General features: G+C 42.4%; 15 protein-coding genes and 1 riboswitch. Of the genes, 8 read left to right on the forward strand and 7 right to left on the reverse strand.

The window, feature by feature from the left end; all coding sequences use genetic code 11:
• Nucleotides 1-91: 91 nt before the first annotated feature.
• From VGD82_RS03445 to VGD82_RS03455, 3 genes are all read right to left on the reverse strand, one after another.
• Entirely contained in the window at nt 92-958 is an 867-nt protein-coding gene (locus tag VGD82_RS03445) for a lytic transglycosylase domain-containing protein (protein WP_331019061.1), read from the reverse strand.
• A complete protein-coding gene (locus VGD82_RS03450; protein ID WP_331019062.1) occupies nt 948-2,357 on the reverse strand; it encodes an undecaprenyl-phosphate glucose phosphotransferase in 1,410 nt (469 codons plus the stop codon). Before VGD82_RS03450 ends, VGD82_RS03445 begins: the two co-directional genes overlap by 11 nt.
• Before the next feature lie 173 nt (nt 2,358-2,530).
• Nucleotides 2,531-3,145: an FxDxF family PEP-CTERM protein gene (locus tag VGD82_RS03455; protein WP_331019063.1), complete on the reverse strand. Its 615-nt coding sequence runs from the start codon at nt 3,143-3,145 to the stop codon at nt 2,531-2,533.
• Between the two features lie 390 nt (nt 3,146-3,535).
• Here VGD82_RS03455 and epsL point away from each other — a divergent pair, with 390 nt between their 5' ends.
• Entirely contained in the window at nt 3,536-4,786 is a 1,251-nt protein-coding gene (gene epsL / locus VGD82_RS03460; protein WP_331019064.1) for an XrtB/PEP-CTERM-associated polysaccharide biosynthesis outer membrane protein EpsL, read from the forward strand.
• A 54-nt stretch (nt 4,787-4,840) separates the two neighbouring features.
• On the opposite strand, the gene VGD82_RS03465 is transcribed toward epsL, so the two are convergent.
• Together VGD82_RS03465 and VGD82_RS03470 are read right to left on the reverse strand one after the other, a co-directional pair.
• Nucleotides 4,841-5,563, reverse strand: coding sequence for a Crp/Fnr family transcriptional regulator (locus tag VGD82_RS03465; RefSeq protein WP_331019065.1), 723 nt, complete (start codon nt 5,561-5,563; stop codon nt 4,841-4,843).
• Nucleotides 5,564-5,777: 214 nt separating this feature from the next.
• Nucleotides 5,778-7,874, reverse strand: coding sequence for a putative bifunctional diguanylate cyclase/phosphodiesterase (locus VGD82_RS03470; RefSeq protein ID WP_331019066.1), 2,097 nt, complete (start codon nt 7,872-7,874; stop codon nt 5,778-5,780).
• A 224-nt stretch (nt 7,875-8,098) separates the two neighbouring features.
• On the opposite strand from VGD82_RS03470, the gene VGD82_RS03475 reads away from it, so the two are divergent.
• On the forward strand, nt 8,099-8,401 hold the full coding sequence (locus tag VGD82_RS03475) for a hypothetical protein (protein WP_331019067.1): 303 nt from the start codon (nt 8,099-8,101) through the stop codon (nt 8,399-8,401).
• A 50-nt stretch (nt 8,402-8,451) separates the two neighbouring features.
• Here the strand turns inward: VGD82_RS03475 and VGD82_RS03480 are convergent, their stop codons facing one another.
• Entirely contained in the window at nt 8,452-10,242 is a 1,791-nt protein-coding gene (locus VGD82_RS03480; protein ID WP_331019068.1) for a right-handed parallel beta-helix repeat-containing protein, read from the reverse strand.
• A 358-nt stretch (nt 10,243-10,600) separates the two neighbouring features.
• A riboswitch (cyclic di-GMP riboswitch) is annotated at nt 10,601-10,684 on the reverse strand.
• Nucleotides 10,685-11,151: 467 nt separating this feature from the next.
• On the opposite strand from VGD82_RS03480, the gene VGD82_RS03485 reads away from it, so the two are divergent.
• Together VGD82_RS03485 and VGD82_RS03490 are read left to right on the forward strand one after the other, a co-directional pair.
• Nucleotides 11,152-11,886, forward strand: a complete 735-nt coding sequence (locus tag VGD82_RS03485; protein WP_331019069.1) for a Crp/Fnr family transcriptional regulator — start codon at nt 11,152-11,154, stop codon at nt 11,884-11,886.
• A 30-nt stretch (nt 11,887-11,916) separates the two neighbouring features.
• Nucleotides 11,917-13,395, forward strand: coding sequence for a phosphomannomutase (locus VGD82_RS03490; RefSeq protein ID WP_331019070.1), 1,479 nt, complete (start codon nt 11,917-11,919; stop codon nt 13,393-13,395).
• Nucleotides 13,396-13,509: 114 nt separating this feature from the next.
• Here VGD82_RS03490 and VGD82_RS03495 read toward each other — a convergent pair whose 3' ends face one another.
• Nucleotides 13,510-14,088: an FxDxF family PEP-CTERM protein gene (locus tag VGD82_RS03495; RefSeq protein WP_331019071.1), complete on the reverse strand. Its 579-nt coding sequence runs from the start codon at nt 14,086-14,088 to the stop codon at nt 13,510-13,512.
• Between the two features lie 294 nt (nt 14,089-14,382).
• On the opposite strand from VGD82_RS03495, the gene VGD82_RS03500 reads away from it, so the two are divergent.
• From VGD82_RS03500 to VGD82_RS03515, 4 genes are all read left to right on the forward strand, one after another.
• Complete coding sequence (locus tag VGD82_RS03500; protein ID WP_331019072.1) at nt 14,383-14,625, forward strand: general stress protein CsbD; 243 nt, start codon at nt 14,383-14,385, stop codon at nt 14,623-14,625.
• Nucleotides 14,626-14,636: 11 nt separating this feature from the next.
• Nucleotides 14,637-15,197, forward strand: a complete 561-nt coding sequence (locus tag VGD82_RS03505; RefSeq protein ID WP_331019073.1) for a ferritin-like domain-containing protein — start codon at nt 14,637-14,639, stop codon at nt 15,195-15,197.
• Between the two features lie 314 nt (nt 15,198-15,511).
• Entirely contained in the window at nt 15,512-15,748 is a 237-nt protein-coding gene (locus tag VGD82_RS03510) for a CsbD family protein (RefSeq protein WP_331019074.1), read from the forward strand.
• Between the two features lie 127 nt (nt 15,749-15,875).
• Nucleotides 15,876-16,085, forward strand: coding sequence for a hypothetical protein (locus VGD82_RS03515; protein WP_331019075.1), 210 nt, complete (start codon nt 15,876-15,878; stop codon nt 16,083-16,085).
• Nucleotides 16,086-16,131 lie beyond the last annotated feature (46 nt).

Genomic DNA, 16,131 nt, shown 5'->3' on the forward strand with positions numbered 1-16,131 from the left:
ACTTTGCCGGCTGTGATGAGCGAGTGTGCAGGTAGTTGGTAGTAGATAAAAAAATAGATTAATAAAGAATAAATCTTGAGAAGATTTACGCTCAGTAGTTTAGGGTGAATGACTCATTGGTAATATCAAGGCCAGTGCCACTCAGGTATTGGGTGCGAGGCTGTGCCACAGATAATAACGCTGTTACTTTATCATCACTTTTAATATTGCTGGTTGCATTCCATTCATTGGCTCCTGTATTCAATGCATACTTAGCCATCACTGCTTTTACGTAGTGTCTGGTTTCAGGGTAGGGCGGTATTTGCCCAACATACTTTTTTACTGCACCTTCGCCGGCGTTATAAGCAGCGAGTACAAGGTCTAAGCGATTGTCGAACATCACCATAAGATCTCGTAAATAGAGCGTGCCAGCTTTTATATTAGTTTTAGGTGAGTGAACTGCATTTCGCAGACCATAGCGAGCGGCGGTATCTGGTAACACTTGCATTAAACCCACAGCGCCTTTGGGTGATACGGCACTATGCCGATAGCGCGACTCTACATAGATAACCGCGTGCACCAGTGATGGGTCTAGAGATGCTGCATGTGCAGCTAGCGCTATTTCATTTGAGAATGGCTGATTTTCAAGTTTCACTTTACTCTCATCATTGTCAGTACGTGTTACGTTAGTTGCTACTAGCGCTGTTGGCTCATTTGCTAGCTCGGCTTTAGTTTTTAAAGGCTTATTCTGTGAGCGGTATTTGTATTCCAACTGGTAGATTTGAGGGGAGTGATTAGGCAAAGCAATGGGCGCTGGACTGATTATTTTAGTTACTTTTGCAGGGTCAGCATTTAGTTTATAAGGTGAGTTGTCATGAGTGATTGCAGTCTCCGCATGTGCTGTATTGAATAATAAACTCAATGTACACATTGCTAAATATTCCAACCTAAGTTCAGTAAGCATGGTTTTAGTATGCATGTTTATCCTTAATGACGACTGTAACGGTTTTAAATATGATGTATAAATCAAGTGCTAATGACCAGTTTTGCAAATAGGCTAAGTCATAATCAATGCGGTTTTTCATTTTATCCAGCGTGTCGGTTTCACCTCTCCAGCCATTAATCTGCGCCCAGCCGGTAATGCCTGGCTTCACCTTGTGTCGCACCATGTAGCCCTTAATCATGGTGCGATAAAGTTCGTTATGCGCCACTGCGTGCGGACGTGGCCCTACGATGCTCATGCGCCCCTGAAGTACATTAAAAAATTGAGGTAGTTCATCAAGAGAGGTTTTGCGTAAAAAAGCGCCAACTGGTGTAATGCGGTTATCATTTTTCTGTGCCTGTTGTATGGTGTCACCATCTTCACATACGGTCATTGAGCGGAACTTGCTCACCAATATTTCTTCACCATTAAGGCCATAGCGACGTTGCTGAAAAATAATGGCGCCGGGCGACGTGAGCATAATGCATAGCGCAATGATGATCATAATCGGTGAAATCAATAGCAGTATCAGTATTGAAAGTATGATGTCACTGCCGCGTTTAATCATGCCGTTAAGGCCGGTAAATGGCGACTCGCAAACCGCAACTACAGGTACTTTTCCTACTGTATCAATACGGCCTTGCATTAAGTTGTTGATAAACATGTCAGGCACGAAATAGATAGATACCGTTGTGTCATTTAGCGCATCTAGCAGGCTCATGATGCGAGGCTGCGTCGCCATAGGTAGTGACAGATATATTGCATCAATATTGTATAAGCGCACATAAGAAGGCAGTTGCTCTATGTTGCCCAATAGCTGATATTCGGTGAGGCAGCCAATGCGTTCGCGAATCCGGTCGTCAAAAAAGCCACTAAGTTGTGTCGGGCTGTAAGGGTTATGCTCAATTTCATAAGCTAGATTCAAACCTTGCTCGTTCACACCAACAATCACCGCTTGTTTAGGCTCTCCCTGAATGTTTGCAAAGGAGGGGGCTGCACTCCTTAAAAGCATGTGCACGGCAAACTGACTTGATGGCGCTAACCATAACCAGATCATCATAGCTTCACGGTCAAACATATTAATGTAGCCACTGGCGTAACCAAATGCGATGAGTAATGCAAAGATAACGAGCCAGCTAATCAGTATGCTAGTTGCCAGTTTCCATATTGGTATTTGTATACGCACGATGCCAGGTAGCGTTAAAGAAAATATCAGCAATGACAAAATGAGGTACTCTGGCGTTAATTTACCTTGTGTGTAATAGGCAACGGTCCATAAGGAAAGTACCAGTGCGATAGGGTCCATAACTGCCGCAGCAAGCAACAGTAGATTATTCCAGCCTAGTGCAAAAGTAGAAGCCCGACGAAAGCGTATAGGAACAGTTTGATGACTCATACAACGATGGCCTATGGATAGGTAATTGATGAGTTATTAAGTTAAACACTATTGTGAATATGTTCTGTGCGCTTACGAACATATATCAATAATTGATTGCAGTGTGTATTGGTTTGAAAAAGTAAAACGCGATGTATAAACACCGCGTTTTATGGGTTAGCTTGCAAAGTTGACTATGCGAAGTTAAGCCCAGACCCTCCCTGAGGAAACATGTCAGATGCGCCTTTGGCAAGACGGCGTCTGCCGATAAAGCCAATCAAGCCGAGGCCTGCCAGCATCATCGCATAGGTTTCTGGTTCAGGTACCACTGCTGCAGTATTTGCGGCATATAGATACACGCCACCATTGCTACCTACAGCATCGCCAGCTACAGCCCAGTAATAAGACCCAGCAGCAGCATTGTTATATGCTAATACACCCGTGCTGTCACCAAAGTTTGCGGTGGCAAGTTGTGCATTTACACCAGCTGCGCCGTCACCATCCGGATCACTGTATAACGATAGTGTGCCGTTGTTGATTTCGTAGCTAGAGCCACTGCCACCTAGACCTGGGAACAATAAAGAAACTGCACTGGAAATGGTGTCGCTGGCTGAAGTTAAGCTAAAAGTAAATACATCAAAGAAGCTTTCTACATCATGGGTAACACTATAAATATTTGTGTCAGTAGGGTTTACACCAAGATCATAAGGAAAATCGCCACTGGTCAGGCTGATCGTAGCTGCTTGCGCAGAACTGACCGCACTAGCGAGGGCAATTGCGAGTAATGCTTTTTTCATGTTGAGTTTCATATGGACTCCAATTAAATTAAATAACCTAGGAATGAAACTGGATTTAAGATGAAGACTCAGCATCGGCACTAATGCTGCCTCTACAAACACCTTAACCTCTTAAATCCATTTTCATTGAATGCATAGTAGCTTTAGCGATTTAATCTTATCTGTGCGGATGGGCACATATACAAAAATCTATGATGTCATTGCACGATGCAAGCAAGTGGTAGCAAGTTGCATATATTTAGAGACTTATTGTATTAACTCATGTAACATCAAATCACGTTAAATGACATGCTCGCCTTATTTGGGGCTCAGTATCCGGATTCAGTATCTGGGGCGTGTACATCATTGGCAATTTATATTGGGAGCAGTCATGAATGTTTCATGTTTAAGAGCGGGACAACAATGATAACAACACGCCTTAAGTCACATAGTATTATTATCCAAGCACTCGTTACTATTTCATTATCTACGCCAGTATGGGCTGATGAGCAAGATGCCCTAAACTTTTCAGCAGGTGCAGCGCTTACCTTTGAAGACAACCTGTTTCGCTTACCAGACTCTGCAAATACGCGTCAAAGCTTAGGCAAGTCACAACGGTCTGACCGGATATTTGTCACCAATGCCGGTATTAAAATTGATAAACCATATTCGTTACAACGTTTTCAGGTAGACCTTAATTTCGTTGATAATCGTTACGATACTTATAGCTACCTTGATTACACTGCCTTTAATTATAGAGCCGCATGGTTATGGCAGCTTACACCTAATATTAAAGGCACACTGTCAGCAGATCAGCAACAGGTGCTAAATAGCTTTTCAGAGTTCAGAGATTTCAATAATCAATTAAACATTAGACGCAGCATACAAACCAATGAGAATCGCATCTTTGATATAGATGGTTTAATTGGTGGTGGCTGGCATCTGCTGGGTGGGGTGTCTGAGTTGCGTTCTCGCAATAGTGTTGCGTTTAATGCGGTGGGTGATTTTGTCCAAACAGGCGCCAATATCGGTGTTAAATATATAGCGGCATCTGAAAACTCAATTGCGCTGATACAGCGTGCTTACAATGGTGAGTATCAAGGGCGCATCGCTGATGCCCCTAACCAGTTGGATAGCGGCTTTAAGCAACGAGAAACTGAGGTGCAATTGCAATGGCGCCTAACCGGAAAATCTTTAATAGACGCAAAACTAGGTTATGTTGATCGTGAGCATGACCATTTTTCTTCTCGTGACTATGATGGTGTCACCAGTCGTTTAGCTTATAACTGGCAGCCTACTGGTAAGCTTGGCATTATCACTTCACTATCGCGTAATCTTTACAGCTATCAACAAGCCGCTAATAGTTACTATGTTGCAGATACATTTGCAATTACCCCGGTTTGGCAGGTCACTACTAAAACTAGTTTAAGTATGCGCTACGATTACACTAAGCGTGACTATCGTGGGGCGGTTGTGGCGGTTGCAGAGCAGAGGGAAGATGATGTGCAATCGCTGATGCTGTCTGCAGACTGGAGGCCTACGCGTACAATTAAGGTGACTGGCAGCTTGCGTCATGAAATGCGTAACTCAACCTATAATCAACCCAATGCGTTTGGCGGTGATTTAGAGTATGACGCTAATACAGCCTCGATTGGTGCCCAGCTTTTATTCTAAAGCACTTTGTTAGTACTTTAATTGGCTACTAAGTGAATTTGACTAATAAGTTCACTAGTGTTTTTGTTGGGATTGAGGCATTAAGCGATCAAACTCATCTTTGACAACCTGATAGCACTCGCAGCAAAGGTCTTCTAACACAGGCCGATTAAGTACGATAATGTGCCCTCGGTGGTATTGAATCACCCCTAACCGCTGCAGTTTTCCTGCAGCTTCTGTGACCCCTTCACGGCGTACACCAAGCATATTGGCAATCAGCTCTTGCGTAATGGCTAACTCGTTGGAGTCCAGCCTGTCTAAACTCAATAATAACCAGCGGCATAATTGCTGCTCTAAGGAGTGGTGGCGATTGCAAACGGCAGTTTGTGCCATCTGGGTGATTAATGTTTGCGTGTAGCGCAATAATAGTTTCATCAGCTGTTGATTCAGGCCAAACTCAGCCTTTAGAAACTTGGACTTGAGGCGGTATCCTGAGCCTGCACTTTGCACCACGGCTCGACTCATGGTTGTTTCGCCTCCCATAAACAATGCGATGCCGACTATGCCTTCGTTGCCAACAACAGCGATTTCTGCTGATGCGCCATTTTCTAATACATACAGCAACGATACGATAGAAGTGATAGGGAAGTACACATACTTCAAATGCTCACCAGGCTCATACAACACCTGACCTAATTGCATATCAAGTGGCTCCAGATTAACAGAGAGTCGACTAAACTCTTGATCACCTAATGCACTGAGCAACTGATTGTGCAGCGGGGTGTATACATTCGACATAAGGCTTAGCCCAATCAATTTAACTGCTGTTTAATCAGAAGGTTAAAACATAGTTTATGTATGGAGTATAGACCTATTTACGCAACGTGGAGGTATTGTTTTGGATTAAGCCTAAATGCTGAATTTATTACTTAGCTATAATTAAATTTGGCCTTATCAAGCAGATGTAGCAATGCGCGTTTTTATTGCAAACAGTGCTACAGGGGTAGCTATTTTAGGCTTCTGCAAGCTCAGATTTGTTAATGGTGAGTAGTTTTGCGAAATTATCTGCTTTAAGGGGTGGGCTGAAATAGTTACCTTGTCCCTCTTTACAATGCTTAACTTTCAGAAAATCCAGCTGTATTTGATTTTCTACACCTTCTGCAACCACACAAAGTTTAAGATTGTTACCCATGCCAATGATTGCACTAACAATAATCGCTTCATCGGTCACAGACTGAATGCCGCATACAAATGACTGGTCAATTTTAAGCACATCAATCGGAAACTGATTAAGATAACTCAGGCTAGAGTAGCCCGTTCCAAAGTCGTCCAACGCAATTTGAACTTGCATAGCTCTTAGCTGCTGAAGCACTTTAGCCGTGGCCTTTGCATCCCGTATTAATACGCTTTCAGTAATTTCAAGTTGTAGATAGTTTGCATCTAAGCCAGTATCAATTAGCACTTGTCTGATGTTATCAACGAAATTATTCTGATGAAACTCTATTGCAGAAATGTTTACAGCTACTCGTATAGGTTTTAAACCTGTGTCTATCCATTGTTTTGCTTGTAAGCAGGCTTGGCGTATTACCCAGTTGCCTATGGGAACAATCAAGCCACAATCTTCTGCAATATTGATAAACCTATCTGTGGCTGTCACTCCCCATTCACTATGATTCCAGCGTAACAGGGCTTCTACGCCTGTAATCATGCCGGTGTTGAGGTTAACCTTAGGCTGGTAGTATAGTTCTAGCTCTTTTTTATCTAGTGCTGTCCTCAGTTGCGACTCAATAAGCTGCCTTTCCACCGCGCGTACATTCATTTCATTTCTAAAGAATTTGTAGTTATTCCGACCAGTTTCTTTAGCGTCATACATTGCGGTATCTGCATTTTTAATCAGTGTTTGGGCGTCAACGCCGTCTGCCGGGTAGAGGCTGATGCCAATGCTAGTCGTAATGTGTAAAGTAGTTTTAGCAATCTGGTGTGGAAGGCTGAGTGATTTGAGTATTTTATTTGCAGTCAAATTTGCATCTACCCCATATTCACCGCTAGATAATAGGATTACAAATTCATCGCCACCTTGACGACTAACGGTATCGGAGCCACGAACACAACTGCATAATCGTTCAGTTACCGATTGCAGGAGTTTGTCTCCAGTCTCATGTCCTAAAGAGTCGTTAATGTTTTTGAAGTTATCTAAATCTAGAAAAAGTACAGCTAACTGGGTGTTAGTTCTTTGTGCCAACGTGATTGCATGGGCAATGCGGTCATTAAGCAGCAGTCGATTTGGCAGATTAGTTAGGAAATCATGCTGCGCTAAGTGCTCCATTCTTTTAGCCATTTCATGTGCGGCACTCACATCATGAAATACGATGACTACGCCAGTCATTTCACCATTGTGGTCACGGATTGGCGACACCGAGTCTTCAATCGGAATGGTCATACCATCACGTTGAATCAGTAAAGTACCAGCATTTAATCCCATAGGTTCATTTCTTTCCAACACCAGATGCACCGGATTTTCTAAAGGTGGTTGGTTCGTAGAGCCGTCAACAATATTAAATACTTTGTTGATATGAAGACCGTAAGCTTCTTCTCGGCTCCATCCTGTCATTTCAACAGCACTGGTATTAAGGTAATCTATGTGGGCTGATAAATTTGTGCATATCACAGCATCATTAATTGAGTTAAGTGCGATTTCCGCACGTACTTTTTGCTGGTTAATGTCTTCTTCAATTTGCTTACGTTGAATAATATTGAGTAAAGCCTGCGGTATTATTTTGCTCTCTAAATAGGCTCTAGACAGATAACCCTGAGCACCATGCGCCACGGCCTCTTTTGCCAGCGTGGCTTCTTCAGATAAGCTGAGCGTTAATATTGGTGTATGAGGGGCTACTGCAAACAACTTGTCAAAGGTAGCAATTCCGCTACTGTCCGGCAGTGACAGGTTGACGATAATGGCATCCATGTCTGCCATGCGTAGGCGATTAATCCCACTAGAGAGATGTCTTAACCATTCAATCCTAAATAAGTTTTTGGATTGGCCAAGTGCAGCCTTTAGCATTTCGGCTTCATTCGGGTCATTTGTCAGTACGAGGATATTATTCAGCATGTTGCTAATTATCCGTGACCAAATGTAATGGTCTGTGCCTCACCGAACATAAAAATAGATAATTTTACCAATATGAAATTAGGTACTTATTTAGATTATTGCTATGCCTTGTGTACGTTAACGCACGGTTCTTAATGATGACTGCAATTAATATACGTTAACTCTTCTATTCACTGACATGTTCAGTTAGCTGTGTTATTTATATTTTTTTAAAGGAATTCATCATGAATCGCTACATATTAACCGCCTTAATCATGGCTACATTTGGGTTAGCTGCCTGCGATAAACCTACAGTGGTTAACGTACCTCCGCCCCAATCAATACCAGGGCCACCTGGCGTTGCAGGTGAGCAGGGGGTTCAAGGGGACCAAGGCGATAGAGGTGTCAAAGGTAATGAAGGTAATGAAGGTAATGAAGGTAATGAAGGTAGCCAGGGTGAGACAGGCGACCAAGGGGAGGCTGGTAAATCTGGTGATTCCACAACCGTGATTGTGGTTCCACCAGAAGATTCCAAACCTAGTAACTAACAGTTTGAGATTTAAACGCTAGTCAATATGCATCAGTATTAGTAGTCAAGTTACTTCACAACGAAAGTTACCATTTGCTTTGCTATATTATTTTTATCATCAATTGCCGAGATATACATAGAGTGCGTACCAACGCGTGCAGCAGCCGAACTCCAGTTGTATGAAATGGTATCCGTACTTGAGCGGGCACTTAATATACCGTCTATGTATATCGTCATTTGCTTGACTCTAACATTATCGGCCGCTTTCGCCATGACGCTTATAGCAGAACCTTTAGTCACAACACTGCTAGGCGATGGTGAGTAGACGCTGATGATAGGGGGAGTCGTATCATTAGTACCAGTGTCAGCAACGGCAATGTTCTCAAATGCACCTAAGTCGAAGGCACCTCCATTTGGGCGTTTTACATTTTCGTAGTCATAGCCAATGCTGCCATTGTAGATACCACGGTCAATTGTGCCACTCGCGCTGGTCACGGCATAGCTTTCAGCTTTAGTCGGTTTGGCCAACGAAGCAAACATTGGGTCGATATTCATACTATGTTTATCCATGTTGGTTGCAGTGAAAAAGCTGCTGACGTTATAGTACATGCTGCCTAAACTGAGTTGAATTGCGCTACCAGGGCGGAAGTAGTTGTTATAGTCACTCAGGTTGCCGCTAATGGTTGTTCCATTTGGCGGCGCAATAAATAAGTCATATTTGCTGGTACCGTGACTGATTATATTATTTTGTACAATATTTCCTGTCAGTGTAGCGCCAGTGCGTGGCATGCCGCCAACTTCAATGCCAGAATAGCCACTGGTGCCAACAATTGTATTGTTATACACCTGCGTATTATCCGAAGCTGAGATGTAGATGCCCCGACGTTGGTTATTCGCGAGCACGTTATTGTAAATGCGCGCATTTTTGCTTACTTCAAAGAAAATTGCGGCGTCCAGCGGCCCATTGTCATGTATGTAATTGTTACGGATAGTGATGGCACTACCGCTATTGGCGTAGTCAAACCAGATGCCTGAGCCGTTATTAAAGCCAATTTCACTATACTCTACTGTGCCATAGGCTTTGGTCGTGGCCTTTAAACCGCCAGCATGCCAAAGTGCATTAAATTTACGTAAGTTGTTATTATTCATCGTTACGTTTAACACTCTGAAGTTGTAGCTGCCGGCGGCATTCACCCCTGAGTTTCCATTGTTACTTACATTGCAGTTAAGCGCTTGTGCGCCATTTTTTAAATAACCCATACTCAGGCCAGCAAAGTCAGTGTATTGGATATCTGACATCTCAATAATTGAGTTAGAGCTTAGTTCAACCGCTGCCCCCATTTTTGCATAGGCGGATGTGTTGCTGTGACGAAATACAAAGCCCTTAAGATGTATGTAGGGCACACCCATAAAAAATAAACGTTGGCGTGTGCTGGCTTCTACCATTCTATAGTTTGGGTTAGCACCATCGGCCAGCCAAACATATAAAGTTAAATTTGATGCATCGTAATAAAAGCTGCCTGGCACCATAGAGTTAACGTTACTCCCTACAGGCTTGGGATACTCAAAAGTCGTATATAGCTTAGGCATACCAATTTGCTGCAGTGATGGGCTGTCGCCACCGCCAACGAATACTTGCTGACTATTGAATCCCCAGTTGGTTTTTTTCCAGATATTGCCGCTATGCAGCACCCATCCTGTCACCTGATCAGAACCTCTGATCATCGGTGTTTCATTCTGGTAGGCTAACACGTGCACCATTTTATCGGCACTGGTGCCACCTCCGCGAAAAACGTCAACCTGCTCGCGATAAACGCCTTCACGTACGTATACGGTATCGCCAGCGACTGCTATGTTCATCGACTTTTGTATCGTTTTAAAGGGGGTGCTCAGGCTCGTGCCAATATTGGAATCGCTTCCTTTGGTGTCGACGTAATAAGTAGCAGACCAACTGACTGTAATCCAAGACGTGAATAGTATGAAACCAAACAATATGCGCTGTTTGGATTTGAGGCTAGGCAGGATAAATTTAAACCTGTTTAAAAGTGAAACGAATAGATAGTTCATGGTCAGAGCTCCTTAAATTAAGGGCTTTGCCAACAATGGAACCAGTATGACCAGATTATTTTGACAACAGAGTAGCCATACAGGCCAGCTCTGTTTAAAGATTCATCCTATTTTTTAAGCTTATTGATGAGCTACACAAATTCAATCTGAAGCCGGCAATCCCGCTGTCATGGCATAAGCCTGTAGACCGGTAATTTTGCGTGCTTACCTTTCGATAAGTTTGCTTTTAACAACTTCAACAACTGCTGCACTATATCCTACTTTTTTTAAATTACAAATTAAAATATTCAATATAATCAATGGTATATATGTTAACTACCGCACATATAGACAATTTAAGCCAATAAAACAAAGGAGTTTAAACTTACAAATTTAGTGAATTTATTTTTAAAAATAAAATGCGGAAAGTGACTGGTTTAATCGTTTTTTAAAAGTTTAGCTACATGTTTTTTTAGATTTTAGAAGATGGTTATAAGGCGGTTTAGATGAGCTCATGGCAGCTTTTCACATATTTAAGTAAATAGCATGATTTGTTATTCATAAACCTAAGTGGCTTAACGTACGGACTGGGCACAACACCTTCAGTTATTTTGTTGCTTTACTGACTAAACACTATTGACTCGTAGTTATTAAAAGCGGTGTTACACGCCACTTTTAATATTTGCTGTTTACAAAGTTTAATAGAACCGCATGGAGGATACTTTGCCTACTCAAGCTATTTCTTTTGTAAACCATTTGTTGACTGATCTTCCCGATCATGAGTATAAAAACCTAATAAAAAAATGTGAATTAACACAACTTGTCTATGCAGATGTGCTTATTCAGCGTGATGACCTGATTGATTACGTGTACTTTCCTATTGATAGCATTGTTTCATTAGTCGCACCAATCGAGGAGAGCAGGGGAATGGAGGTGACAATGATAGGCAACGAGGGTATGCTGGGTATCACGCTTATGCTAGGGGTTAACACGGCACCGTTCAGTGCTTTGGTGCAAAAAACTGGTTCTGCTATTCGTATCGATTCACCATCTTTTTTAAATAGTCTTGAGCGTAGCCCGGCATTAAAAAATCATTTAAATCGCTATCTCTGTGTGTCATTTAGCCAACTGGTGCAGGCTGCCATTTGTAATCGTTTTCACTTTGTAGAAGAGCGACTTGCCCGTCTATTACTCATGATTAGAGATCGTGCACATTCAGCGTCTTTTTATATTACACAGGATTTACTGGCACATATGCTTGGGGTAAGACGTGTAGGAGTCACGAAAGCAGCACTAGCACTACAGCATAAAAATTTGATTGGCTACAGTAGAGGCTACGTAGTGATTCACGATATTGAAGGCCTGGAAAACGAAGCGTGCGCCTGCTACAGAACAGATAAAGAGACATATGATCGTATGCTGAATAAAGTCGACTCAACATTAATTGCTAAATACTAGTTTGATAAATTTATCTGTAATAAAGAGAAAATGGTCACCAAAAATATCGATATAAATGCACTGATGGCAAGTAGCGGTGTGCGCTTTGGCACGAGTGGCGTACGCGGTCTAGTAGAAAACATGACAGATACCGTCTGTTATGCGTATACCACTGCTTTTTTGCAAGTGGTGCTTGCTGAAATGCTTTCTGAAATGCTTTCTGTTAATCAGACAGGTGCTGTTACTAAGGTAATTGTAGGCCATGATTTGCGGCCTAGCAGCCCACATATTGCCAGCGTCTGTGCCGCAGCTATTACCGATGGCGGCGGCGAGGTGGTGTATGCAGGTGCTTTGCCCACACCAGCGCTTGCCTGTTACGCCCAATACCAAAATGCCGCAGCAATTGTGGTAACAGGTAGCCATATTCCATTTGACCGCAATGGCATCAAGTTCTATGGTCAGCAAGGTGAAATTTCTAAAGCAGACGAGCTCGCTATGCAGCATGCAATTGTTAACCTGCCGGACATTTTGTCTAGGCGATTGCCGCTAGCTGATCAAAAAGTAGAAGCGCATTATATTGAGCGTTATGTCGATTTTTTTGCTGAGGCTAACTTGGTAGGACTACGCGTCGCTATTTATGAGCACTCCAGTGTTGCAAGAGACTTATTACGTGCCATTTTGGAGGCGTTAGGGGTTGAGGTAATTACACTGGGGCGCACTCAGGAGTTCGTGCCTATAGACACTGAAGCGGTTCGAGCTGAAGATGTCATTCAGGCGTCCGATTGGGCAAAGGAACACAATTTTGATGCGATATTCTCTACTGATGGTGATGCAGATCGCCCACTGATTGGTGATGAGCTAGGTGTGTGGATGCGAGGTGATATGGTGGGGATTCTGTGCGCTAAGTATCTAGCCGCAGATGTGGTGGTTACCCCTGTGAGCAGTAGCTCCCTTACTGAGCAGTCATCTTGGTTTAGCCAGGTGATACGTACCAGAATAGGCTCTCCGTATGTAATCGCAGCGATGGAACAGGCACTTGCAGACAAATCTGGCCTGATAGTCGGCTTTGAAGCGAATGGTGGTTTCTTGCTAGGTAGCGATGTGGTACGGGGTGATAAGAAGTTGAGCGCGCTTGCCACGCGTGATGCTGTGCTGCCTATGTTAGCAGTGCTTGCCATGGCGCGAGTGCAAGGTTGTAAGGTATCAGAGTTAGTCGCAAGTTTGCCTAGCCGATACACTTTTAGTGATCGTTTGCAAAACTTCCCACAAGAGCAAAGCGCGAGCTTGCTGACATTACTGCAACACGATGCGCCACGTGCGCGGCTGATGATGGCACCAGATGCCGGCGGTATTGTTACTATTGATACCACTGACGGGTTGCGCGTGCGATTTAGTTCGGGTGATATCGTCCATTTAAGGCCATCTGGCAATGCGCCTGAGTTACGTTGTTATGCTGAAGCTGATACATCGGAGTATGCGCAGTCATTATGCGATGATTGTTTACAGCGTGTGGCAACAATGTTTGATTGAAGCCTATATGGCTTTTTATATCAATTAGATTTTACTAATCTCACTGTTTACAGGGTTCAATTGCTAGAAAAGTTGCTCAATCAGCGCATTTTGAGGCGCTGATTGAGCAAAGTACTAACTGTTATTTTTACGTTTAGCTGTAAAACCAAGCATACCTAGCCCCACTAGCATCATGGCGTAGGTTTCTGGTTCTGGCACAGGCGTTGCTGTGTACCAGGCACTGCCACCTTGCTCTCTAGTTAAGCCCTGAACATGTAGTGCAAATGAGTCTGCAGTTAATGTAGTGGCTTGCGAGAAAGTAGCATCCCAACTTACAGTTTCGTTAGCCGTTAATCTATTTTGCTGTGGGCCTGTGAGGTCAAACCTAAAGTCGAATATACCAGTTGGACCGCCACCGTTAGCAACTGAGACGACAGTATCACCGACTACATTTGAAATGATAGGCTGACTGGCAGCATCTACCGCAATTGCTCCGATGAAACTTCCATCAGTAAAAATAGCATCAAGATCTAATGCGCTGAGGGTGAAACTGTAAACGTTGCCAATGTTGGTATAAGACATAGTGGCGAATGGTTCACTTGGTTGATAACTGCCAGCCAACAAATCGCCGTAAGTGTCTACAGTTGCGTGTGCTGAAATACTAGCTAGTAATGCGGCAGATCCAATCATATTACGTACTAGATTACTCATCATAACTCTCCTTACAATTAAATTAATATATTTTGACGGCTGTTAATTTATAGCAGGAGGAACATGTGGCGTATGTGCGCTTTCGCTCTTATAAAAATATTTATAAATCACTTAAATCAATGTAAGTAAATATTTAACTTATAGCAATTAACAGTATGTAAATGTTGCGTTTATTCGAAGCTTTTTATGTGCGTTATCGCACTGATTTCCAATGTAGGTTAATTTAGCCTAGTCAATAAATTGAGCTGAACTCTAGTAATGGCTTATCAAAATTTCAACATTGACTAAGGAACTAAAATGAACTGGAACAGGATAGATGGAGACTCAAAACACTTCAAAGGTAATGCTAAAGAGCATAGAAATAAAACAGATAATCAGACTGACTATTTAGCAGACGCACGAAATCACTTAGCAGCAAAGAAACAAGAAATGTATGGTATGAATGGAGATGATGCTGAAGGTGAACTGTTCGACAGAAAAACCATAAAAAAAGACAAGGTTCATCTTGGTAAATCTAAAAATTATAAAAATAAGCCTTAGGGGAAAACAAAATGCATATCAATGGCACAGAAAATAGTGGACCCTCAGTTTTAACCGATATTGCAACCTTGCGTGCGCGTGCGCGACAAAACGTAGAGGAGGGTGCAGTCACCATTGGGTATGGTGCTCATCGTGAAACTATCATCAAGCTTCTTAACGAGGCATTGGCTACAGAGTTAGTGTGTGTTCTACGCTATAAACGGCATTACTTCATGGCAAAAGGCATTAGTTCAGAATCGGTTAAAGTCGAGTTCTTGCAACATGCTAAGGAGGAAATGGCCCATGCTGACCGTATTGCCAAACGTATCACTGAGCTTGGAGGTGAGCCGGATTTCTCACCAGATGGATTAAGTAGCCGCAGCCACGCCGAGTATGTGCCAGGTGACTCATTAGTGAGCATGATTAAAGAAGATTTAATAGCAGAGCGTATTGCTATTGAAAGCTATCGTGAAATAGTTGCTTTTTTGGGTAATAACGACCCGACCACTCAGCGCATGATTAAAGAAATATTGGCAATGGAAGAAGAGCATGCGGATGATATGGCGTCACTTTTAGAAGGCATGAAGGTTTGATAGTCTAAACTTTATAGAGATAATTTTCATACTTTTTACTTTAATTTTAAATAGTAAATTATTGATAATTAAGTAGTAATTTTTTTATTTTTTCTTTTTGGCATGTAATAAGGCCGCACTCCACATTGTTGATATTAATTAGCTCATCAGTTACTCCCATCAGCTTATAGCGTATTCAAATTTATCTAAATCAAGCCACATGTATGTGGGGTAGCAAACAGAAGCAAACTTAACTGCGCTGTAGTCTTTAACTTGCGATGAAAACTACAAGTTAATCAGTTACATCGTTCAATTAATTTCATAAAGGATACAAAATGAACTGGGACCAAATCGAAGGTAATTGGAAGCAATTAAAAGGTAACGTGAAACAGCAATGGGGCAAATTAACTGATGATCAATTGGATGTCATTGCTGGTAAGCGTGACCAGTTGGCTGGAAAAATACAAGAAGCTTATGGCCAGACAAAAGATGACGTTGAAAAAGAAATAGATGATTGGCAATCAAAGCAAAATGAATCTAGTTGGTCTGATAAAAACACTCACGGCCATTAGTTGACGCAAGGCTATAACTCAATACAAGAATAGTTACATCGCCTCCATTAAAACGCTATCCATTAATACGAATTAATCTAAATGGATATTAACCGTTACAACGGAATATATGACATTAGGAGTCAACATGAACTGGAACCGCAATGACACTAATTGGAGTGAGCTTAAACGCAAAGCCAAAAGACAGCCTGAGTCAGGTAAAGATTACAACGTTAATACGCATAAAAGTGATTTGAAGCCGCATAAGATCAGTATTGCAAGCCCTGAAGGATTAAACCAAGAGACTGATTCTGATCAGCGCTTTAGCCCACGCAATAAGCCTAAAGCAAAGCAATGAGCATAAAAATGCGTCTAATGATAGGTGCATCACTGGCTCTAGCTTG

The organism is Methylotenera sp., assembly GCF_036401095.1.
GTDB lineage: Bacteria > Pseudomonadota > Gammaproteobacteria > Burkholderiales > Methylophilaceae > Methylotenera.